The sequence below is a fragment of the Pseudoalteromonas sp. APC 3358 genome, assembly GCF_030408075.1.
Lineage (GTDB): Bacteria > Pseudomonadota > Gammaproteobacteria > Enterobacterales > Alteromonadaceae > Pseudoalteromonas > Pseudoalteromonas arctica.
On sequence record NZ_JASDCE010000003.1, the window covers coordinates 21,247 to 39,998 of the forward strand.

The 18,752-nt window shown below is 37.8% G+C and carries 16 protein-coding genes; 1 reads left to right on the top strand and 15 read right to left on the bottom strand.

Annotated features, from left to right (window positions below; translation table 11 throughout):
- Positions 1–2: 2 nt before the first annotated feature.
- From speA to QL995_RS05210, 5 genes are all read right to left on the bottom strand, one after another.
- The gene (gene speA, locus QL995_RS05190; RefSeq protein WP_290293500.1) at positions 3–1,916 is read right to left on the bottom strand and encodes a biosynthetic arginine decarboxylase; all 1,914 of its coding nucleotides are present in this window, start codon (positions 1,914–1,916) and stop codon (positions 3–5) included.
- Positions 1,917–2,587: 671 nt separating this feature from the next.
- Positions 2,588–2,920 (bottom strand): YnfA family protein, encoded by a 333-nt coding sequence (locus QL995_RS05195; RefSeq protein WP_007378102.1) that lies wholly within the window; start codon positions 2,918–2,920, stop codon positions 2,588–2,590.
- Positions 2,921–2,997: 77 nt separating this feature from the next.
- Entirely contained in the window at positions 2,998–3,867 is an 870-nt protein-coding gene (locus QL995_RS05200) for an MYG1 family protein (RefSeq protein WP_007583983.1), read from the bottom strand.
- 233 nt (positions 3,868–4,100) lie between these two features.
- Positions 4,101–4,562 carry a GNAT family N-acetyltransferase gene (locus tag QL995_RS05205; protein WP_007583982.1) on the bottom strand — a complete coding sequence of 154 codons (462 nt, stop codon included), beginning with the start codon at positions 4,560–4,562 and terminating at the stop codon, positions 4,101–4,103.
- A gap of 343 nt (positions 4,563–4,905) precedes the next feature.
- Positions 4,906–7,158, bottom strand: a complete 2,253-nt coding sequence (locus tag QL995_RS05210; RefSeq protein WP_290293848.1) for an EAL domain-containing protein — start codon at positions 7,156–7,158, stop codon at positions 4,906–4,908.
- 294 nt (positions 7,159–7,452) lie between these two features.
- Here QL995_RS05210 and cysZ point away from each other — a divergent pair, with 294 nt between their 5' ends.
- Positions 7,453–8,181, top strand: a complete 729-nt coding sequence (gene cysZ, locus QL995_RS05215) for a sulfate transporter CysZ (RefSeq protein WP_024591607.1) — start codon at positions 7,453–7,455, stop codon at positions 8,179–8,181.
- An 83-nt stretch (positions 8,182–8,264) separates the two neighbouring features.
- On the opposite strand, the gene QL995_RS05220 is transcribed toward cysZ, so the two are convergent.
- From QL995_RS05220 to QL995_RS05265, 10 genes are all read right to left on the bottom strand, one after another.
- Entirely contained in the window at positions 8,265–8,786 is a 522-nt protein-coding gene (locus tag QL995_RS05220) for a hypothetical protein (RefSeq protein ID WP_197112243.1), read from the bottom strand.
- Position 8,787: 1 nt separating this feature from the next.
- The gene (locus tag QL995_RS05225) at positions 8,788–12,096 is read right to left on the bottom strand and encodes a hypothetical protein (protein ID WP_290293510.1); all 3,309 of its coding nucleotides are present in this window, start codon (positions 12,094–12,096) and stop codon (positions 8,788–8,790) included.
- A gap of 16 nt (positions 12,097–12,112) precedes the next feature.
- On the bottom strand, positions 12,113–13,198 hold the full coding sequence (rlmM, locus tag QL995_RS05230; protein WP_290293513.1) for a 23S rRNA (cytidine(2498)-2'-O)-methyltransferase RlmM: 1,086 nt from the start codon (positions 13,196–13,198) through the stop codon (positions 12,113–12,115).
- 17 nt (positions 13,199–13,215) lie between these two features.
- Entirely contained in the window at positions 13,216–13,584 is a 369-nt protein-coding gene (locus tag QL995_RS05235; RefSeq protein WP_007583972.1) for a DUF423 domain-containing protein, read from the bottom strand.
- Between the two features lie 19 nt (positions 13,585–13,603).
- A complete protein-coding gene (locus tag QL995_RS05240; protein WP_165725707.1) occupies positions 13,604–14,239 on the bottom strand; it encodes an alpha/beta family hydrolase in 636 nt (211 codons plus the stop codon).
- A gap of 2 nt (positions 14,240–14,241) precedes the next feature.
- Positions 14,242–15,144 (bottom strand): transcriptional regulator GcvA, encoded by a 903-nt coding sequence (locus QL995_RS05245; RefSeq protein WP_002958561.1) that lies wholly within the window; start codon positions 15,142–15,144, stop codon positions 14,242–14,244.
- A 121-nt stretch (positions 15,145–15,265) separates the two neighbouring features.
- The gene (gene kdsA, locus QL995_RS05250; protein WP_007583968.1) at positions 15,266–16,120 is read right to left on the bottom strand and encodes a 3-deoxy-8-phosphooctulonate synthase; all 855 of its coding nucleotides are present in this window, start codon (positions 16,118–16,120) and stop codon (positions 15,266–15,268) included.
- A 9-nt stretch (positions 16,121–16,129) separates the two neighbouring features.
- Positions 16,130–17,383, bottom strand: a complete 1,254-nt coding sequence (locus QL995_RS05255; protein ID WP_007583967.1) for a DUF819 family protein — start codon at positions 17,381–17,383, stop codon at positions 16,130–16,132.
- A 14-nt stretch (positions 17,384–17,397) separates the two neighbouring features.
- Positions 17,398–18,225, bottom strand: a complete 828-nt coding sequence (locus QL995_RS05260; RefSeq protein ID WP_007583966.1) for a tetratricopeptide repeat protein — start codon at positions 18,223–18,225, stop codon at positions 17,398–17,400.
- Positions 18,226–18,374: 149 nt separating this feature from the next.
- A complete protein-coding gene (locus tag QL995_RS05265; protein ID WP_007583965.1) occupies positions 18,375–18,749 on the bottom strand; it encodes a SirB2 family protein in 375 nt (124 codons plus the stop codon).
- Between the last annotated feature and the right edge of the window lie 3 nt (positions 18,750–18,752).

Below are 18,752 nucleotides of genomic sequence, written 5' to 3' on the forward strand. Positions count from 1 at the left end.
GCTTATAACTCTTCTAAATAAGTGTAGCCATCAAGGCCGCTTTGCAACTCGTCTAAAACGCTTTGCTGTTCGTGTTTTTCAATTTTAGTGCTTACTAACTGCTCGTATGATTGCTGAAAACTTTCAACATCTAAATGTACATAGCGCATCATATCGGCAACAGTGTCGCCTTGGTTTATCTCGGTAATACTTGCAACGCCTTGCTCATCCATATTAACAATTGCGCTGTGCGTATCGCCAAACAAGTTATGCATGTCACCTAAAATTTCTTGATAAGCACCCACCAAGAAAAAGCCCATTAAATAAGGTCTATCGGCACTAAACTCTGGTACAGGTAATGTGCTTTCAATGCCTTGTCCATCTACGTAATGCTCAAGTGCGCCATCTGAATCACAGGTTATATCAAGTAATACAGCACGTTTTTTTGGTGCTTCAGTTAAGCCACTTAATGGCAATACCGGAAACACTTGATCAATGCCCCATGCATCTGGAAGCGATTGAAATAACGAGAAGTTTACAAAAAACTTATCGGCTAAACGTACGTTTAACTCGTCAATAATAGGACGATGAAAACGGTTTTTGTTATCCATGTGCTTGTTAAGTTCATAACAAATACGAATATTAATTTGTTCAGCCCACGCACGCTGCGATAAGTCTAATAAACCGAGTGCAAACTGGTTATGTGCTTCAGCTAAATCACCTTGGCTGTCGTGATAAATTTCAATTAATGCACGGTCATCCGTTAAATCAGTTAATTGTACAAACGATGCCCACATGTTTTTTAATAAAAGTGGTGCATCTGCCGCTGGCGCTACTAACTCTTCTGGCGTGTAACTTTCAGTACCAATAACATTAGAAATAAGCACAGCATGATGCGCTGTAAGCGCACGACCCGACTCAGAAATAATAGTCGGCATTGGTTGCTCATATTGCTTACATGTATCACCAATGGTGTACACAATGTTATTTGCATATTCAGCTAAGCTGTAATTCATAGAGTTATGCGACTGGCTACGTGTGCCGTCGTAATCAACAGCCAAACCGCCACCTACATCAAGGCAATCAATTTCTGCGCCTAATTTACGTAGCTCACAGTAAAAACGCGCCGCTTCGCTTACACCTAAACGTACGTCACGAATGTTCGCCATTTGTGAGCCTAAATGAAAATGTACTAGCTGAAGTAAATCAAGCTGGTTTGCGTCTTTTAAACGATTAACTACGTGTAAAACTTGCGATGCAGATAAACCAAATTTTGATTTTTCGCCGCCACTCGCTTGCCATTTACCTTTACCTTGCGACGCTAAACGTACACGAATACCAATGCGTGGTTTTACGTTAAGCTCTTTTGCTTGGCTAAGCACCATGTCTAGCTCAGAAAGCTTTTCAAGTACGATATACACTTTATGACCTAGCTTTTCGCCAATAAGTGCTAAACGTACGTATTCTTTATCTTTGTAGCCATTACATACAATAACGGCGCTGGTTTTTTCAGCTAGTGCTAGTACTGTAAGTAGTTCAGGCTTGCTGCCTGCTTCTAAACCAAGTTGCTTTTTTTCTACTTGTGCTTGGCTTGCTACTATTTCTTCAACCACTTCACGTTGTTGGTTTACTTTTATTGGGTAAACTAATAAGTAGTCTTTAGGGTAACCATAGTTTTCAATCGCAGTATTAAATGCGCCGCATAAGCTGTGTACACGATGGTGTAAAATTTGCGGAAAACGAACTAAAGCAGGTAAGCTTAAACCTTTATCTTGTAGTTGCTTTGCGATATCTGTTAATGCAATAGTTTGCTCTGGTGCATGAGCCTTGGGCGCAACATACACATCACCTTGATCATTAATACCAAAAAAACCTTGGCTCCAATGACGAACATTGTAGCTCGTACGAGCTTGTTCTAGTGATGTTGTTTCTTTCATTTATCTTTCTCTTTTATTTAATTAATGCCGACTCGGCTAGTGCCGCGCATTAAAAGAAAAATAGACATTCAAGTCCAACAAGTATTTTTACTCGTAACGAGTGATTTTTAATGTTGATAAAACGACCAATCACGTATTGCTCTCTAGCGTATATAAAATAGGACTTTGATGATTATTAAAGATAAGAAAAGCTGTAAAAAATGGCTGTTTTTAAATGACTCATTATAAATTTTATTAGCAAAAATGAGTTAGCTCATTCACTAAAATTAATCTTGAGTTATTTTGTTTACAGAATTTACTTTTGATGGATTAGAGCAAGGCGTTCTCAACACCTCAATTACTCACAGTTTAGCCAGCGTGCTGTGTTTAAGTAATACCTATGCATTTTTTAAATTGAATATAATTTGCACTTCTAAAACGCTCAGCATAACATCCACCAGCTTCAATAGTTGCTTGGCACATATGTAGCGTTAGGTACTACCCGTCGTACTGAAGTTGTTATATTTTATTGGCAGTTTGAAAATAATCGAGGTAGGGCTTTAAATAGCACTAGGGCGTGTTTATCTTTGGAGGTAGAAATTGCAGCTGTGCATTTAGTTTTTAGCCAAGGCAGAGTCTATATGTGGTTCCCCCTATAAATAGGCGCTTTTTATTTATTGGGTATGAGCCAGCTATGCACTTTTTGGTGCGAACATAATTATTGCCATACCTAGCAGTGCAACTAAACCACCGATAATATCCCACATAGTAAGCTTTACGCCATCAACAACCCATAACCATAACAGCGCAACACAAATATATACGCCGCCATAAGCTGCATACACGCGCCCTGCTGCAGTAGGATGTAAAGATAGCAACCATGCAAATAGTGCCAAACTTAAAGCCGCTGGAATTAAAAGTAAAATGCTTTTATCTTGCTTAAGCCAAAGGTAAGGCAAATAACAACCCACTATTTCAGCTAAGGCTGTAATAGTAAAAAGTGCGATTGTTTTTAGTTCAAACATAATGCTCCACGCTAAGATAACAAGCATAACAATCTATATAAATTGTTATGCTTAGTATTCGTTATGAATCTGCGTTGTTATTCGCTAAGCGCCATGGTGGCAAGCTTCATTGTGCTTTCAAACGACTTAGTGCCCGCTATAAATAAGCCATTGTGACAGAACACAGCGTCATCAATACCGGTTTCATCTACAAACGCTTGATCAGATAAACCTGACCATGCTTTAGGAAGCGGTTTTCTATCTTCAAACGAGCCAGGCTCAACGGGTACTGTTTGTAATATCCATTGCCCAGAATGCGATGGGTAAACCATGTATAGCGCATCGCTTGATAAGATATGCACTGTTTTTTTCCACGGTGTGTATTTTTCAAGCACTATAACTCTGGCATCTTCTGCATTTTCAATTGCTTTAGCAACAATCGCCTTTGCATTTACACTACCGTGAGCTGAGGCGATAAAACGAATGAGCATGCGAGCTGCAAATTCAACAGCTTCATCAAAACAGGTATCAAAGTTACTCTCTTCTTCCCACGTAGGGTTAAACATTGAGATTGTTTGGCTCAAGCTTATTCCCTTTGATACACCTTCAACATGACCACAATCAATGGCATCAATGGTTGAAACTAAGCCTGAATCCACTCTATCAGCCACGGCTTGGTTATCATCACACAGCGCTAAGCCGTATTTTTTCCACACTAAACCAAATGATGAAAAAGGAATGCCATTTTCTCGCTCGCCTGCACCACCGCGTTGGTGATGATCAAAGCGATTAGTTTCAGGATCGTATTCGCCACCTACATCAATTACAAAGTCGGCACTTTCTATAAGCGCTTTATCGCGAGTACGTACCAGTTTAAACGTTGGCAAAACATGTTTAAGTACCGCAATACTAAAAACGTCATCTGCATGAAAATTACCATTGTGGGTTACTACTGTTATTTCGCTCATTTGTTTATTGCTACTTTTAGAAAAGATAAAAATTCTCGCTTTGTAAGTTAGTCACTAATTATCGAGGCAGATTTTATACGAAGACAGGTGTTAAAAACAGTGAAGTATTTTTTTCATCACTATAAAAGCTGCTTTTATAGTTAATAGCTTGAGTATGACTTTTATTACAAGGTAATAATGAGGCCAGATATTTACGACACATTAAGCTTTAACATGTCGTAGCGTTAATAAGCTTATTGGCTAAGCCCTAACTCCATAAATACACTTTGTGGATTATCTACATATGAGCCAAAACTGCTACAGCGTTTAAAGCCTAAGTTTTCATATAAATTGATTGATTTTATTTGTTTTGGACCTGTTTCTAAACGTATTAACGGGATTTGCTTTTCGCCAGCTTGATGTAATAAAATCTGCATAATACGTCTTGATAGCCCTTTACCACGATGACTTGGTTTTACATATAAACGTCTTATTTCGCCATAAGGCTGAGTATCAAATTTCTCTACAATCGCACCACAGGCAATAATACCTTCATCAGTTTTTAAACCAATAGCATACACATTAGGTAAGGTTAATTCGTTTAACTCCAAAGACTGCGCTGTAGCAACAGGGTATAAAGAATTTATAAGTCGGTCTATATCGTCAAATACATTTACTACATCGGGATCATTAGGGTTCAAATCGACTAACTGCATAAAGCTTCCATTCATTGTTATAAGTTTATTAAGCTTTAAATAATATATTCAAGCGGGCATAGCTTAGCATTGTTTAACCAAAAAATCTTTAGTCCTTATTTAGCATATAGTTTGAAGAATTTTAGCAGCTAGAAAAAGTAAAATGACCTTGCATATGGGAAGTTTTTGTTAGGTTATTACCAATTATTAAACATTGGCCTTTAAGTAATTAAGCTCTGAGAGCATTTCGTACCAATTTGCTTAATTAAGTGATCTATTTTGAGATAAGAAAATCGTGTCGATAACAAGGCAGAATTTTTTAACACAGTTACCGCCAGATTTAATCCCTCTAATTGATTAAGTATTATTGCGGATTGCTATTAGCACTATGCCATTTTAAATAACGTTCTTTATCCATCGGCTTTGCAACTAAGTAGCCTTGCATAGTGTCAATATTCATTTTTTTAAGTAAGTCATACTGCTCTGTTGTTTCTACGCCTTCTGCAACGACCACTAAGTTTAAGCTTTTTCCTAAACTGATAATTGTTTGCGCGATATTAAAGCCAATCTCATTATCTAAAATTTTATCAATAAAGCTTTTATCTATTTTTAATTCTTTAACAGGAAACGCACTTAAGTAAGCTAAGCAAGAGTATCCAGTTCCAAAATCGTCAATCGAAAATAAAAAGCCAGCCGCAATGAGCTCTTTCATTTGCCTAATTGTATAATCTATATCACTAGAGAGCATTGACTCGGTTATTTCTAACTTAATTTGTGATGCTCGAATATCAAATTCATTGATAGTGTTGAACAGCTCACCTTTTAAATTTGATGAATTGAACTGACTTTGACTAATATTAATTGAAACACTAAACGAGTCGTCAATGATAGCGCTTGCTTTAAGCTCATTAATTAAAATACATATATCATGCAAAACAATATTTTGTAGTTTTTGAATAAGTCCGTATTGCTCTGCAATAGGTATAAATTCGTTTGCTGTTATCAGCCCTCTTTGAGGATGGTTCCACCTAATAAGTGCTTCAGCACCAACAACATCACCCTGCGTATTAACTTGTGGCTGAAAGTAAGCACAAAACTCATTAGACGCAATTGCTCTCACTATGTCGGTTTCTAGCTCTGTTTGCTTTTCAAGTAGTGTTTGCAAGGCTGGGTCGTAAAAGCTGCTGCTATTACCCCCTTTATTTTTAGAACAATACATAGCAGTATCTGCAAATTTTAATATATTGTCAGCCTGTGCGTTTACGCTATCAATTAGGCAAATGCCGATGCTACAGCTTACTTGAAATGCAAGGTTGCCCACTTCAAACTTATCATGAAAAGCTCTTTGAATTTCTTTAGCAACGGCTTTACATTCTAGAATTGCCTGCTTTGTATTTTGCCCTATGTGTTTAAGCAAAATAATAAATTCATCACCACCCGCTCTGGCCAGTGTATCTGAGCCTTTTATTATTGCGCTTAACCTTTTTGATAATTCCACAAGTACTTCATCACCCGCACTGTGCCCAAGTGAATCATTAATACGCTTAAAGTTATCTAGGTCTAAAAATAATAATGCCCCTATATTTTTGTTACGCTTAACACTCTCTACACATCGGCTTAATTTGTCGCTAAGCATCCTTCTATTTGGAAGATTCGTTAATGGATCGTAAAATGCGAGCTTATGAACTTCTTGCTCAGCCTTTTTCTTTATTGAAATATCTCTGGCCATCCACACTACATGTCTTTTTGTAGGACTACTGGGATTGTAATGATCTAAAGCGGCAGCTCGTCCCTCAAAAACTATGCCCCCTTTGGGAACATTTAATTCATATTCAAATATTTGCATCTCGTTAGTCGAGAGTGTTGTTTCGATGACATCCATTATCATCTTCGCATCTTTTTGAGGAAGTAGGTCTTTAACATTTTCGCCAATAAGATCCGTGGTCGAATCAAGCAGTAACTCATTAGAGGTACCATAAACATCGGTATATGTGCCATCCTCACTTAAAATAAGGATGAGATCGGGCATTACTTTGGTGAAGGCTTTAAATTTTTCATTACTGTGCTGTAAATTAAAGACAAGCTGTTTTGCCTTCTCAAATTCGTTACTTTTCTCAAGAGCAATACTTGAAAAGTGCACAAAAAAATCTATTAATTCTAAATCTTGCTCTGATGGGGCTTTAGGGGTGCTGTGATAAATAGCAAAGGTGCCTAACAAATCAGCTTGAGTTGAAAAAATAGGTGTTGACCAACATGACTTAAGATCAAATTTTAGCGCTAAATCTTTAAAGTCCTCCCAAAGCGGTGAGGTTTCAATATTTTCTACAATTATGCGCGATTTCGAAAATGCTGCAGTACCACATGAACCTACTTTTGGCCCTATGTGAACTCCATTAAGCAAACTACAGTACTCTGGGTGAATATTAGGGGCTGCGCAATGAAAAAGCTGCTGGCCTTTAACTGATAAAATGGAGCATCTAGCAGACTCATCATCCATAATTTGTTCTATCGATAAACAAATTTCAGTAAGCACCTCATTTAAAGGTGCCCCTAATGCAATTTTAGATAAAATGCCTTGCTGGTGAGATAATAACTTTTTTAACCTATCCGTACCCATTTTCACTTACTCGCATTATTTATACATATTGATACAACAAAAAGCCTCTGGCAGATGCTTTTTTTCTACGTAGTAAAGTTCAGTATAGTCATGATTAGTAAGTTCATTCTTTTATTAATAAAAAACTAACCGGGTCTACATTGATTAATCATAATTGCATATTACTAAACACCTGTAGTTACTATATAACCAAAACCGCAACATTAAAGCTAACACTTTGTTACTTAAAATTACTGTTCAAAATTATTAAGCTATTTATACTATAACTAATGGTAAATATTTTTTGAGGTTACAGTGCAGATCACACAAGGTATGGAATATTTTTTTTCGGGATTTAAATTAATTAGCCAAAAAGGGTTAAAGCGCTTTGTACTTATCCCGCTTTTAATTAATGTTCTGCTATTTGGTAGTTCGTTGTTTTTCTTATTTGGATGGCTAAGTGATAGCTTTAGCTACATCAGTAACATGCTACCAGAATGGTTAAGCTGGCTTGAGTGGCTAATGTGGCCAATTGCTGTATTAGTCGTATTATTTAGCTACAGTATGCTATTTACTATAATCACTAATTTTATTGCAGCCCCATTCAATGCTTTATTAAGCGAAAAAGTTGAGCTTTATTTAACGGGTCAAAAAATTAACGATGATGGTTTTTCCGAATTAGTTAAAGATGTACCTAGAATGCTTGCCCGTGAGTGGACGAAGTTGTGCTATTACCTTCCTCGCGCTATTGGTTTTTTCATACTACTTTGGGTTTTACCTGTCATTGGACAAATACTATGGGTTTTGTTTACCTGTTGGATGTACGCGGTGCAGTATGAAGACTATGCGTTTGATAACCATAAAATTGGCTTTAAGCAGATGAAAGACGATTTAAAATCTAAGCAAGGTTTATCATACGGGTTTGGTTTTGCTGTTATGTTATTAACGGCTATACCCTTTGTAAACTTAATAGTTATGCCTGTAGCTGTGTGTGGTGCAACACGTTTGTGGGTAGATAATTATCGACCAAAATACCGTAGTTAATTAAGAGGTTGCTGATTTTTCAATATTCAAAGGTCACCGCACCCGAGATAAAAAAGCACCTAAGGTGCTTTTTTAATCTATTTTTAATCTATTTTTAAAGCAATAAACTCAAGCGATGCACGCCTTGGTAATGCGACACTTTGTTTATCTACTTCTTCAAATTTTTTAATCAAAATACTAAAGCGCTGATTGTTAAAATTAACGGCTGTAACTTCACCAATTTTTATACTGTAGTTTTGCTGCTGATCAAACAGCTTTAGTGTTCGCCCTTTTATACGCTCTACGAATAAGTAAGGTGTTTGGTCTGGCATCTTTAAACGGATAACATTGATTTTACTTAACTCATGTACCGCCACCCAATTTTGACTCTGCATTAACGTATTATAACTACTAATGCCTTCAGGCTGATAAACAACATCTTGGTTTATAACGCATGTCTTACAGCCCTTTACTGATTCAACTCGCCAGTCAATAGCTATATTTTTGTAATATAAATTGTCATTTTTTAGTAACCATTCACGTGCATTGTTAGTATCGCTACACGCTATTAGTAAGCTTAAAAAACTACTACAAACAATAAACTTAATACTTAACCCTAGTTTCATATTAATGCTCTTTAATTGCTTTTAACTCAGCAATAATTGCACTACTTGGCTGCGCTTCTTTTATATAACTGGGCAGCGTTTCAATATTAGTAGGTGAGCTTTGTAAATTATACACCTTACTATTATTAGTATTTGGCACGCCAAATCGATTACCTGCACTTTGCATATAAAACTGCAAATTAAGCATGCTCCACTCATTTACATCACTAAGTATTGATATTGTATTATCTTGGTTAGTATCAAAGCTGGTTAAGCTTTCGGTGTTAATTGCATTACAGTTAAAATCAACAGGTAGTGAGCCATTTCGATTTAGCCCCTGTGCTTCAAGTATTGTGCTCTCATTTAAATCTGCTGAACTACCACTTGAATAATCAATAATAAAATCATCTGTAGAGCCTAAATGACTATTAGTATTTGGTGTAATATCGCAGCTAGCATTGCCGGGATAAAAACGCTCATAATAACGATCGCCTTCGTTATTACCTATTGTTGATAAACCCGCTAATTGATATAAATAATTCATAGAGCTTAAATGATTAGGCTTAAAGTTAACCTCTTCATCGCCACCATGGTATAAGCCTAAGTTATGGCCTAGCTCATGAAAGATAGTTGATGCTTGATAATTATAAGTTACATTGGTTACTATTTGCGTATCGAGCGTTAAGCCCCAGCCGCCCATAGTTACCATTAAATCATTACCGCTGATCTCAGCAATACCCGACCCACTAATACTGCCATCTTCATTTCCACTACTTGCCATTAATAAGTAATGAAAGATGGGTCTGCGGGTTATATCGGTATATTCCATTTTATAAGCAAACAAATTAGGGCTACTTAAATCGTACTCAAACGGAGTATAACTATTAAAAGGGACAACATTTCCGCCACCTAAATCAAAGTTTTGCGGCGCAATATCGCTATTTTGATCAAATAAGTCACCTACATCAAAATGAACGGTATAGCCTTTACTTGCAAATACACTAACAATTTTTTCAAGTGCAGTTCGATGAGGCGTTATTCCAACATCACTACTATCCATATAATCTATTTCAATAAATATATCTTTTTGTGAAGTACGCGCTCCCCATTCATACAAAGGCAGCCCACCAAATGTTGCCCCCTCTACCTCTGCGCAATCTGGAATACCGTCTTCATCATCATCTATTGAGCAAGTTATATCATTAGGCCCTGCCGGAGTATTGAATACTGAGTAGTTCCAGTCTGTATTTTGGTTAGTATCGGTTGCGCCGAGCGTACGCTTTAAGCTGGCGCCCTGCTCTGGCGGTATTTGTGCAGCATTTTCGCCTTGCCACTGCGAGGCTGTTACAGGCTCTTGGGTTGAATTTCCAAACTTAACAAAGTCGATAGTTTGTGTACCCGCACTATTAAGTAATTCTGCAAAACCATTTATGTACCAATAAGGCCTAATTTGGTCATTCGCGCTACCAACAAGCACAAGCTTAGTGTTATTTAATGATGCAATTGCTAAAAAATCATCGCCAAAGCGGCTTTGTAAAATAATATAGGCGCCATTTAAAAGCTCTTTATTAGGCAGCGTAAATATTTGCTCATCACTCAACGTACTATCAGACATATTAATACTGCGAGCTTTAAGAGAGTAGTCTTGTAAATTTACTGTCGCACCGGTGCCGTTATAAAGTTCAATCCAAGGTAAGTCATTACTAAATTGCACAGATGAAAGCTCTGTTATTTTTATATCTTGGCTAGAAGTTGTAAACGAGGTGGCAGTTTGCGCCAAAATAGTTGTGCTATCAAAATTAGCTAAATCAGCTGTAACACGAACAATATATTGAGTGTCTTCATCAAAGCTTGCGCTTAAATTTACAGTATAAAAATAAGTACTTGTGTCGCTGGTAGTACCCGACAAACTTTCAATAGTTAAGGCCAAGCAAGTAGTAAAATTATCTGCTGACACTTGTACGCTTCCAGTACAAGTACCACTACTAGAGTTAACGGCTAAAGTACTCACGAGCATAATATCTGAAAATGTAATGCTAACAGGGCTATCTACAAATACTGGTTCATTACTATTTTGGGGCGTTACATTACTAATTGTAGCGGGCGTTGAATCAACAACGGTAACATTCAATACAAATTCAGTTGTGTCTTTTGTATCAGTCGCCGTTAACGTATAGCTTTGTGGAGTGATACTGTTTGCAGGAGGTGTGTAACTAAAACGTAAGGCTTGAGCGTCAATAACACTGATTTGCGCACCATTTAAATCATCACCAAAGTCAATCTGTACGCTATCGTTATCAGCGTCGCTAACCACTAAACTAAATTCTGTGGCTTGGTTATATTGCACATTTATATTTACATCATCGGCAGCAGGTGGGTTATTTGGGGCTAATATTACAACTATTTTCTGGGCGTTATTTGTAGCGTTATCGTCATCGGTAACAGTTACTACAAACGTTACATTGGTATTTTGCGCAACAGTGGGCGCATTAAAGCTAATACTTGTTTCTGTTTGGGTAAGTTCAACTACAGGGCCACTTGTTTGCTGCCAGGTTATGCTATTAATACTACCATCGCTGTCTTGTGCATCTGCAACTAGGGTTACACTGTCATCTTTTTCAGCTTCATCTGGGCCTGTAACAATGACTGTTGGTGCGCTATTTACTTGATTAATTAAAACCGTTTTACTCGCTTGAGCGCTTTTACCGGCATTATCAGTTACGGTTACGCTAAAGCCTAGCGTTGTATTTTCAGATACATTAGGGGCAGTAAAACTAAGTACACCATCTGATTGGCTAAAATCAACATTATCTCCCGCAGACTGAATCCAACTAATAGTGCTTATGGTTCCGTCTGTATCTTGAGCGTTAGCAACTAAGCTTACTTGTGTGTTAGCAAGTGCACTACTTGGGCCTGTAATATTAACTGTAGGTGCATTATTTTGAGAAGTGATAGTGCCTGAAAATACTTGTTGTGCAGTAGCACCTGAATTATCAGTAACAGTAACTGAAAAACTAAAGGTCGTGTCAGTGGTTACACTCGGTGCAGTGGCTGTAAGCGTATTGCCATTAACAATAAATGTAAATTCAGGACCACTAAGTTGTTGCCATTGATAATTGGCTATTTGCCCGTCACTATCACTTGCAAGCGCAGTAATAGTAAACAATTGGTTAGAGACAATAACGTTACTACTAACAGAGAGCGTAACACTGGGCGCAGAGTTACCAGAGGGCGTAGTTGAATCACTACCTTCTCCGCCGCCGCCACAACCTGTGATTAAAAGTGATAAAAAAAGTAAACTTAGCCATTTATTAATATTGTTTTTTACCACTTTTAGCCTCTACATATTAACTATACAAATTTTGTGGCACCTTAGTAACGTTTAAATGAACGGTTATTTCCTCACGATCATGATAGAGATGTTTAGCTTGTAACTCGTAATTAATGCTATGTTTCTCAAGCTCTTTTCTTATCATCGAAAGACATTCATAAACACTATCAAAGCGTTTTTTCATAGGTAGTTTTAAGTTAAATATAAACTCTTTTGCGTATGCATTTACTGCCCAGTCAATCATTAGCGTAGTCACTTTGGTTGGTTTTTCCACCATATCGCACACTAACCAAGTAATATTTCTTTTTTCTGGGCGATATTTAAAACCATCTGCTCTAAAATGTTTAACTTGACCAGTTTGCATTAAATCGTCATTCATTGGGCCGTTATCAATCGCACTTACAAACATACCACGGCGTACAAGCTGATAAGTCCAACCACCCGGGCATGCACCTAAATCAACACTGCGCATACCTGCTGCCACGCGTGATTCACGTTGTTGCTCAGGAATAAATACATTAAACGCTTCGTCGAGTTTTAACGTTGAACGACTCGGTGCATCGCTTGGCATACGAAGGCGTAAAATACCCATGAAAAATGGAGAATTATTAAAGCTATACGAGTAACCAACGTAAGCCGTATTGTTTGTTAAAAACATGACATGCATTACTGGGCGGTTTGCTTTTGGCTCACGCAGTACTGTATTTTGTTTTTCGAGGGCTTTTTTAAGCGGCGTTGATATTTTTTTACAGAACGTTAAAAGCTCTTTGCCTTCATTTGTATCTGGCGTTTCTACGCGCAGCTCTGAGCACAATGTAAAATCTTTAGCAGCTTCAACTACTACACTTACACGGTCCTGTACTGGCATGTTTTCAAGTAATGTACCGGCAAACCATTGGCGTGCGAACACCATATTTTTAAAATCGACTTTTTTGATTATTTCGTCGCTGTGATGCGCTTCAAAACATTCGTAAACAACATAACCTGTATTTGGCTTTGCTTTTACATACCCTGCAAAACCCTGCTCTGCAGCATGAAACGTTATTTCAGCAGCGGCATCGCTTTCAAAACCACTACGACAATAAATCACAACACTAGACATATTAACCCTTAAACTCTTTAAAACTTAAATCGTGCGACTTGCACTAAAATAACAATCCAACCAATAATAAAGCACAATCCACCAAGCGGTGTTATCGGCCCTAGCCACTTCATATCTGTTAGAGCGAGTAAATATAAACTGCCACTAAAAAGTAGTGTGCCCGTTATAAAAAAGCCACCAGCCCAACTCAGGTTTATGCCCCATTTAATTAAAATAGCCACCGCAATAAGTGCAAGGCCATGCACCATTTGATACTCAGCAGCTGTTTTAAAAACCCCTAATGAATACTCCGATAAACGGCTTTTTAAACCATGGGCAGCAAATGCACCTAACATAACCGAGAGCATACAAAAAATACTGCCGGCCATTAAAAATAATTTAATCATCTAATCCCCTAATCGAGTCTTAACACATCTCTACTTGTTGCTTAATAAATTCAACGGCACTTAACGCTGCTGTTTCTCTATTTTGCAGTTCAGTTACGCCACTTTTTTTACGTGGTTTTAATGAATGATCGCCATCAGTCAGCCATGTGAGTAAAGGCTGTTTTGGCATTTCCATAGTAAGCAGTTCTTCACGTGTACCAAATGTATCTCGCTCGCCCTGTAATACTAAAAAAGGGCAAACAATATCAGCAAAATGATCGGTGCGTAACTTTTCTGGCTTACCCGGCGGATGAAATGGATAACCAAATGCAATAACACCCGAAAGTCTTTGCTCTGTGCTGCACGCAAGCATTGATGCCATGCGTCCGCCCATCGATTTACCGCCTATAAATAACGGTAAATCTGGCTGCGCCTGACCAAGCACTTGCTCATAATAAGTAAGTAGCTTTGGCGCTCGCTCTGGAGGCCTACGTTTATTAGTTTGTTTAGCAATTTGCATATATTCAAAATCAAATAAACCAACATCAACACCTTGCTCGCTTATTAATTTTGCCATATGTTGCATAAAGTCAGAATCGCTACCGGCACCTGCACCATGCGCAAATATAAACTGTGCAATTGCAGGTTGTGCGGTGCTTTTAAACCATTCAATCATTATTAATACTCATGTTCTTGCTCATGCTCTACTAAGCTCAGCATCCACTCTTTAAACGAAACTATTTTACCAAGCTCTGTTTGCGATTCGCGAAGCACTAAGTAATATGCATTTTTACTTTCTAGACTGTGATTAAACGGAATAACCAAACGCCCTGCATCTATGTCGGGTTTAGCTAATACACTATTACCAATTGCCACACCTTGCCCATGTACTGCAGCTTGTAACACCATTGATGAGTGACTAAATATAGGTCCTTGATTTACCTGAATGTTACGCACGCCTGCAGTTTTCATCCACGTTTTCCAGTTTTTACGTGTGGTGTCATGCAATAAGGTGTGATGCGCTAAATCACTAGGTTGATCAAGCGGCTTTAATCCGCTTAATAACATAGGACTACAAAGTGGTACTAAATACTCGGTATGAAGTTTGTACGCTTGTACGCCATTCCAATGACCTCTTCCATAGTAAATAGCAATATCTACGTCATCAGTCAGTGAGTTTTCATCTTGATCTTGTGCTTTTATTCGCACGTCTATCTCTGGGTGTAACTCATTAAACAAACTCAAACGAGGCACTAACCACTGAATAGCAAAACTTGGTGTTAGACTAACTGTTAATGAGCCCTTAGCACCACGGGCTAATAGCTTTTCAGTTGCATCAATAAGCTGAGTGAAAATCTCTTTTATATCTAAAAAATAGCCTTGGCCTTCTTCAGTTAATAATAATGAGCGGTTTTTACGTAAAAACAACTTTAAACCTAAATGCTCTTCAAGTGTTTTTATTTGATGACTTACTGCCGCCTGCGTTACATAGAGCTCTTCTGCAGCCTTAGTAAAACTTAAATGACGCGCAGCCGCTTCAAAGGCTTTTAATGCGTTTAATGGAGGTACCCGTCTTGACATAATAACCAAGCTTAGAATTAGTTTTTCTTATGCGTGAGATTATATACATCATATAAGTTTGTGTATATTAAAGGCATAAAAAAAGCGACCTGAGTCGCTTTTTAATAAACATCATGCTTAATTATAAATCGCTTGCACTTGTATCAAGTGGGGCAAAACTTTTAATTAAATCATCAACCGCTTTCATTTGCGTTAAGTACCCTTCTAACTTACTAAGCGCTAGCGCACATGGGCCATCACATTTAGCTTCGTTAGGGTTTGGATGCGCCTCAATAAATAAACCTGCAATACCTAGCGCCATACCACTTCGAGCAAGCTCTGCAGCTTGTGCACGACGACCATCAGCAGAGTCAGCTCGTCCACCAGGGCGTTGTAGCGCATGTGTTGCATCAAAAATAACAGGCGCCATTGCTTTCATATCATCCATACCCAGCATATCAACCACTAGGTTGTTGTAACCAAAGCTAGAACCACGCTCACAAAGTGCGATGTTATTATTACCCGCTTCATTAAATTTAGTAATGATATGGCGCATTTCATGCGGCGCTAAAAACTGTGGTTTTTTCACGTTAATAATTGCACCTGTTTTAGCCATTGCTACAACTAGATCAGTTTGACGTGCTAAAAAGGCTGGCAACTGAATTACATCAACAACTTCAGCAACAGGTGCTGCTTGATGCGGTTCATGTACATCAGTAATAAGCGGTATGTTGAAAGTCTTTTTAATCTCTTCAAATATTTTTAAACCTTCTTCCATACCAGGACCACGGTACGAATTGATTGAAGAACGGTTAGCCTTATCAAATGACGCTTTAAATACATAAGGAATATTGAGCTTCGTCGTAACTTCTACGTAATGCTCTGCAACACGCATAGCTAAATCGCGAGATTCTAATACGTTAATACCACCAAACAATACAAACGGTTTGTTGTTTGCTAGTTCAATTTCATTAATTTTAATAATTTGGTCTTTCATTTAAATTCCTTACGGTGCAACTGCTTGCATCATTAATCCACAAATATAAGCCATATAAGTACCCACACCATAGCCCAGTACAGCTAACAGGACACCAACAGGCGCAAGCGAAGGGTGAAATGCTGATGCTACAACAGGTGCAGACGCTGCACCGCCCACATTAGCCTGCGAGCCCACTGCCATATAAAATAACGGTGCTTTAATTAGTTTAGCTACTACTAACATTATGCTTGCATGCACTAACATCCAAATGGCACCAACTAAAAATAACCCTGGGTTATTAAAAATAGCGGTTACATTCATATGCAAACCAATCGATGCAACTAAAATATACAAAAAGCTAGAGGCTACTTTTGAAGCGCCAAACGCTTCTATTTGTCTAACTTTAGTAAACGATAAGCCTATGCCAATCGTTGTTGATATAACAATTAGCCAAAAGAATTTACTGTTTAAGCTGTATTCTTTTGCCCACTCATAAGTCGTGCCAAAGTACGGACCTAAAAAGTCAGCACAAAAATGCGCTAAACCGGTTATACCAAATGCAATTGCAAGCAGCGTCATATAATCGTTAAGAGTAGGAATTCGGGCATGTTCAGCGTGATAGGCTTCAACACGTTTTTTTAAATCTTCAATTGCGCTTGTATCAGCACCCGTAGCTGCATCAATCTTTTTATGGTTTGCTGCCATTAACAATAAAACAGCCATCCAAATATTCGCGACTATTACATCTACTGTAATCATTACAGAAAATATATCACCACCAACTTCAAACATCTCTTTCATTGAGGCTTGGTTAGCACCACCGCCAATCCAGCTACCCGCAACGGTTGTCATACCGCGCCATACTGCATCGGGCCCATGGCCACCAACAATACTTGGATCAAATGCACTCACGACTAAAATAGCTAATGGCCCACCAATAACAATGCCCAATGTACCCACTAAAAACATAATCAGCGCTTTAGGGCCTAAGTTAATAATAGCTTTTAAATCAATACTAATGGTAAGCAGTATTAAACAAGCTGGCAGTAAGTAGCGCGAAGCCACATAATAAACATTGGATTTATTACCATCTACAATACCAAAGGTATTTAATAGCGAAGGTAAAAAGTAACACAGTAGTAAAGCAGGTACGTATTTATAAAATCGTTTTAAAGCTGGACGCTCACTGTTTGAGGTTTTAAAAATAAACCCCAAAATAATAGCAAGCAAACCAAGCACAACGGCATCATTTGTAATTAATGCGCTTTGAGTTTCAACCATAATTATTCCTATTCTTAATGGTGCGTTTTATTATTATCTTCTAGTTCTTCTATTTGGTGTTGAATTATCTCTATTGCAGGATCGTCCGGACACTCATCGACAAAAAACTGTAAATCATCACGTGCCATTTTAGGGCAACCGAGCTGATTTAATAAGTAACCTCTGTCGCGTCTCTCATACGGGTCGTCGCCTATTAGCTCCATTAGCATCTCTACACAGGTCAAAGCATGACCAAATTTGTTTTCGCTAATGAAAGACCATTTTTGCTGAGCTAAAAATAGCTTATATACTTCGTCATCAAAAATTAACTCTAAAGGTTCTTGTTCTTGCCCATCATCTTCATCTGCGTTTTCAGGGATGATATACCAGCTTTGTTGCCCGCTGCTTGGCTCAATTATGTAGCCCTCTTCATCACTTATCGCCACATGAACACCAACATCACCCAGCGTAAGACTAAGATTTGCATCAAAGTTAGCTTGTTGTAAAAAGTGACAAAGTATAATTGCAAGCGTTGTTGGTGAGCCACTACGCATAGAAAGCGTATAGCTTAATGTATTTAATTTGTATTCTGGCACTTTTAAGCCTGAGGCACTAAATAGCCAATCGCTGTAAAACATATCTAATAATTTTTCGAAGCGATCGTGCTCATCACTCACTTTTAAACACAGCGCTGAAATTTGCTGTTCAAAGTCAGTTAAAGTTTCATAACATGGTGTTAAATCTATCTGAGGGTCCCATTTTGACTCTGCTTTAATACAGCGGTAAATCGCTGGAGGTGTAAATTCATCGTAAGCATCATCAAGATAAGATTCATCGTGTTCGTCAAACCCGAGGGTAGTCATTAATACTGCAACATTTTAGAAAACGAAGGCGTAGTTTACCTAACTTTAAAGCTATATACCAATATAGAGATGTTTTTGAATATTTTCTGAGAGGGAGTCGTATTTGAGCTTTATAAAACAACTATAAAGCTCAAATAGTCAGGTATTACTTAAAGCAAAAAAGCTGATTTAGACGTCGCTAAATAACCTATCGCTAAAATAACAGCAGTGTTAACTAAAACGTAAGCAACTTTAGCCGTCATTTTAGTTTGTCTGGCGCTTTTAGCCCCAATACCAATATATATAACCACTAAAACTATTTTTTCTAATAGCCAATATTGTTCAAACGGGTTAATTTTAGCCATAAATATAAGCGTAAGTGCAGACACTAATAGCAAAGTATCTATACTATGACTACCAATCATTACCGCTTTATTTTTTGCTAATTTACCACTGCCCATTCGCGAAAATGCGCGAACATAAAATAAAATCACACTCAACATCGCAATTGCCATGTGTGAATGCTTTACTGCTAAATAATCCATATG

Excerpts from the sequence above, each read along its gene's own strand:
- speA (WP_290293500.1), bottom strand. The coding sequence starts at position 1,916 with ATGAAAGAAACAACATCACTAGAACAAGCTCGTACGAGCTACAATGTT.
- QL995_RS05195 (WP_007378102.1), bottom strand. The coding sequence starts at position 2,920 with ATGTTTGAACTAAAAACAATCGCACTTTTTACTATTACAGCCTTAGCT.
- QL995_RS05200 (WP_007583983.1), bottom strand. The coding sequence starts at position 3,867 with ATGAGCGAAATAACAGTAGTAACCCACAATGGTAATTTTCATGCAGAT.
- QL995_RS05205 (WP_007583982.1), bottom strand. The coding sequence starts at position 4,562 with ATGCAGTTAGTCGATTTGAACCCTAATGATCCCGATGTAGTAAATGTA.
- QL995_RS05210 (WP_290293848.1), bottom strand. The coding sequence starts at position 7,158 with ATGGGTACGGATAGGTTAAAAAAGTTATTATCTCACCAGCAAGGCATT.
- QL995_RS05220 (WP_197112243.1), bottom strand. The coding sequence starts at position 8,786 with ATGAAACTAGGGTTAAGTATTAAGTTTATTGTTTGTAGTAGTTTTTTA.
- rlmM (WP_290293513.1), bottom strand. The coding sequence starts at position 13,198 with ATGTCTAGTGTTGTGATTTATTGTCGTAGTGGTTTTGAAAGCGATGCC.
- QL995_RS05235 (WP_007583972.1), bottom strand. The coding sequence starts at position 13,584 with ATGATTAAATTATTTTTAATGGCCGGCAGTATTTTTTGTATGCTCTCG.
- QL995_RS05240 (WP_165725707.1), bottom strand. The coding sequence starts at position 14,239 with ATGATTGAATGGTTTAAAAGCACCGCACAACCTGCAATTGCACAGTTT.
- QL995_RS05245 (WP_002958561.1), bottom strand. The coding sequence starts at position 15,144 with ATGTCAAGACGGGTACCTCCATTAAACGCATTAAAAGCCTTTGAAGCG.
- kdsA (WP_007583968.1), bottom strand. The coding sequence starts at position 16,120 with ATGAAAGACCAAATTATTAAAATTAATGAAATTGAACTAGCAAACAAC.
- QL995_RS05255 (WP_007583967.1), bottom strand. The coding sequence starts at position 17,383 with ATGGTTGAAACTCAAAGCGCATTAATTACAAATGATGCCGTTGTGCTT.
- QL995_RS05260 (WP_007583966.1), bottom strand. The coding sequence starts at position 18,225 with ATGACTACCCTCGGGTTTGACGAACACGATGAATCTTATCTTGATGAT.
- QL995_RS05265 (WP_007583965.1), bottom strand. The coding sequence starts at position 18,749 with ATGGATTATTTAGCAGTAAAGCATTCACACATGGCAATTGCGATGTTG.